This window comes from Magnetococcales bacterium, assembly GCA_015231175.1.
Classification (GTDB): Bacteria; Pseudomonadota; Magnetococcia; order Magnetococcales; family DC0425bin3; genus HA3dbin3.
Genome location: JADGBZ010000147.1, coordinates 1 through 3,923 on the forward strand (window position 1 = coordinate 1; position 3,923 = coordinate 3,923).

Sequence of the window (3,923 nt, forward strand, 5' to 3'; positions counted from 1 at the left end):
TCCTGGTGGGGTTCGGGGCGAAGCCCTGACAAAGGCTTTCATATCCGGGCTTTTCCTGAAAGGGTGCTGAACTGTTACCGTTTTTTTGGGGTTCTGAGACGCAGGGCGTTGATCACCACCGCCAGACTGGAGAGGGGCATGGCGATCGCGGCCACCACGGGCAGCACATGTCCGGTCACCGCCAAAGGAATGGCCAGGGTGTTGTAGAAAATGGACAAGGCAAAATTTTGCCGGATGATGCGGAATGTCCGCCGGGCAAGCCGAATCAGAGTGGTCAACGCGGTGAGGTGCGGGTTGAGCATGACGACCCCTGAAGCGGATATCGACAAATCCGCTGCATCGTTGACCGTGATGCCCACGTGGGCGCGGGCCATGGCGGGCGCATCGTTGATGCCATCTCCGACCATGACCACGCACTGCCCGGCCTGGATCTGCTGTTGGATGATTTGTTCCTTCTCCTGGGGCAGCAGGTTTCCCATGGCCTGATCGACGCCAACTTCTCTGCCGACCATCTGGACCACTGGATCCCGGTCACCGGAGAGCAGCCAGACTGCAAGACCCATCTGGCGCAACTGTTGGACCGTCTGCTCTGCATCGGGTTTCAGGGTGTCGGTCAGGGCGATCCATCCTAAAAGTTGCCCGTTCAGGGCGCATCCCACCCAGGTGATGTGGGGATCCTGATTGGGTTCCTGCTGCGCCCTGCCCAGGGTCTGGCCGAGAAAAACACGATTGCCTGCCTGCAACACACCTTCCCGACACGTCACGTCGATTCCCAGGCCGGGGTGGTTGTGCAAGGTCAGGGGCGTTTCCAGGGTGGCGGAGGGAAAGTCACGTCGGGCTCTGGTCACGATGGCGCGGGCAACGGGATGTTCGGATCCTTGTTCAGCCTGGGCCGCCAGGGTCAGGAGGCGCTCGCTGCTCACGCCGGTTTCGGGGTAGAGCGCCGTGACCTGGGGTTGACCCCGGGTCAGGGTGCCGGTTTTATCCAAAACGACCAGATTCGCCTTGGCCAACAGCTCCAGGGCGGCGCCCTGTTTGATCAGAATGCCGAGTTGGGCAGCCGTGCCGCTGGCCACGGCAAAGGCGACGGGCGTGGCCAATCCCAGGGCGCAGGGACAGGTGATGATGAGCAGTGCGACCGCATGTTGCCAGGCTTGTCCGGCATCCTGGGGCCACCAATAGAGCAACGTGGCCAGGGCCAGCACCAAGATGGCTGCCACAAAATGGCGCGCCACGCGATCCGCCAGGGTTTGCAGAGGGGGACGATCATTCTGGGCGGCTTCGACCAGCCGGGCCATGCGGGCCAGGGTGGTGTTGCCGCCCATGCCGACGGTTTCCACGGTGACGGTTCCATCGATATTGGTGGCTCCTGCCAAGACCCGGTCCCCGGGTGCGCGGCTGACGGGCAGGCTTTCGCCGGTCAGCGGAGATTCGTCCGTCGCCGTGGTACCGGTGAGGATGGTGCCATCCACCGGAAAACGCTCTCCTGGCCGAATCAACAACCGGTCGCCAAGTGCGATGGCCGACAGCGGTACGACACGCGGCCCATTCTCCTCCAGCAACGTGGCTTCCAGGGGTTCAAGCCGCAGAAGTCGTTCCGTGGCCTGGCTGCTTTTGCGTCGGGCGGAAAACTCCAGATAGCGGCCAACCAGCAGGAAGAGCAGAAACGTGCAGGCAGAGTCAAAATAGACTTCACCATGCTCAGCCAAAACAATGTTGACGCTGTAGCCGTAGGTGATTACGATACCCAGGGTAATGGGGAGATCCATGGTCAAGTGGCCCACACGCAGGCCATTCCAGGCGCCCCGGAAAAAGGGCCAGCCGCTGTAAAGCACCACCGGTGTAGCCACCAGCCAGGAGACGAGGTGAAAAAATTGCTTGTGCTGTGCTGCCATACCCTGGAAGTAGCCGGCATACAGGGCTACGGCGATGATCATGATGTTGCCGGCGCCAAAACCAGCCACCCCGATCCTCAGCAGTAAATCCCGGCTTTGTTGTTGAAAATGAGAAGGAAATCGAGTGGCATCATAGGGTTCTGCCCGATAGCCGATGCGTCGCAGGGCGATGATGAGGTTGGCCAGGTGGGTCTCTTCGGGTCGCCATTTTACCAGGGCGCGGTGGGTGGAAAAGTTGACCCGGGCGTAAACCACGCCAGGCAGGCGCTGTAAAACCTGTTCATTCAGCCAGATGCAGGCGGCGCAATGGATGCCGCTCAGGAGCAGGTCGGTTTCGACCAGGCCATCCGGTGCGGGGCGCACGTGATGGGCCTGGAACACCGTGCTGTGCAGCAGATCCCACTCCTGAGCGGTCAACTCTTCAGGGCGTCCGGCAATCGAGGCTTCCCGTTGGCGGTAGAAAGCATCCAGGCCGGCTGACTGGATCAACTCGAATGCAGCATGACACCCCATACAGCAAAAAGAGCGGGTTGTTCCTTCCCGCAATGCCTGGATGGACCCTTTGACAGGATTGGGAAGGCCGCAGTGATAGCAGGTATCGGCATCCATGTTCGGACAACTCCGTGGAAAAGGTTAGGGTCCAGGGGGCGGAGGTTCAAGCATGAAAAACGTTTAAAAGACTGGGATGGAGGTCCAGGAGGAAGGGCTGTGCCCTTTCTCCTGGTGGGGCTCGGGGCGAAGTCCTGACAAAGGCTTTCATGAAAAACGTTTAAAAGACTGGGATGGAGGTCCAGGAGGAAGGGTTGTGCCCTTTCTCCTGGTGGGGTTCGGGGCGAAGCCATGACAAAGGCTTTCATGTTCAAGCTTTTCTTGAAAGAGTGCCGAATAGCTACTATTTTAAAATATAAGACAGGTATCTGTTCAGCGCCCGCCAAAAAAATGTTTGCAAGGCTGAATAGTTGCCGATTTTGTAACTATTCACCACCCGGCAACGCTCCGAACGTGACGGGGTGCGAGGTGCGATCATGGCGATGGAGTTGGATTGGGGCATGGTTTTTGTGGGTGGATTATTGAGTTCGGGTCATTGCCTGGGGATGTGCGGCGCGCTGGTGGCGGCCTGCTCTCTGGGGAGGGCGGACGGATTGCCGTTCTGGCATGGAAGACGACTTTGGCCCCACATGCTATACCATCTGGGACGATTTGTGACCTATCTAACCATTGGGGCCGTGGCGGGGTGGATCGGTTCATTGGTCTCCGTTTCGGGGCGTTTGACCGGCGTGGTGGGTTTGCTGCACATTCTGGTTGGCCTGATGATGCTGTTTTTTGCTTTGGAGGCCCTGGGCTTGTTTGTCTTGACTTTTACCGGGGGAGGGTGGCTGGTGCGGCGGATGACTCCCTGGCTCTCCGGAGCCGCTTTCTGGCGCACATTTCCCTTGGGTGTGTTGACTGGTTTGCTGCCTTGTGGCATGCATTGGGCCTTCCAGGCCAAGGCCATGGCCACAGGGTCGATTTCGGGTGGCATGTTGGTCATGGCGTTGTTTGTACTGGGAACCATGCCAGCCATGTTGGTACTGGGTTATGTTTCCGGTCTGTTGGGTCACTTTGGTCGTCGCCGTCTGACGGTTGCACTGGGATTGTGGATCGTGGCGATGGCATTGTTCGAGATCAAGCGGGGCATCGTCATGAGCGGGTGGCTGTAATGCCTGGGAAAGGCGCCGGCAGTAAACAGCACTGTGGTGATGTTGCTGCGGTCCAAGGGAGAGGGATCATGAACGATGGTGTCCGTGGATCCGCATGGTGGCGCTGGTTGGTTGGGTTGGCGGCGCTTTTGGTGGTGGGGTTGGGGGGGGTGTACCGGTTTGGTTCAGACCTGGCCATTCTGGGTCATATGCCTTGGGGAGACGAGGTGGAGAGGGGCAGGATGTCGGATCGGGGCGACAAGGCGGATGGGGGGAGCAGGCCTGATCAAGGAGACAGGGCAGAAAGAGGAGGGGGGGGTGAGAAGGGGAAACAGGCCGGGACGAAGGG

At 59.5% G+C, this 3,923-nt stretch carries 3 protein-coding genes; 2 read left to right on the plus strand and 1 reads right to left on the minus strand.

Features of this window, described 5'->3' with window-relative positions; genetic code table 11:
- Positions 1-74 precede the first annotated feature (74 nt).
- Positions 75-2,504 carry a heavy metal translocating P-type ATPase gene (locus tag HQL63_15925; protein ID MBF0178311.1) on the minus strand — a complete coding sequence of 810 codons (2,430 nt, stop codon included), beginning with the start codon at positions 2,502-2,504 and terminating at the stop codon, positions 75-77.
- Between the two features lie 416 nt (positions 2,505-2,920).
- On the opposite strand from HQL63_15925, the gene HQL63_15930 reads away from it, so the two are divergent.
- Positions 2,921-3,595 (plus strand): sulfite exporter TauE/SafE family protein, encoded by a 675-nt coding sequence (locus tag HQL63_15930; GenBank protein MBF0178312.1) that lies wholly within the window; start codon positions 2,921-2,923, stop codon positions 3,593-3,595.
- Between the two features lie 68 nt (positions 3,596-3,663).
- The coding region (locus HQL63_15935; protein ID MBF0178313.1) for a hypothetical protein at positions 3,664-3,923 on the plus strand (260 nt) is incomplete at its 3' end.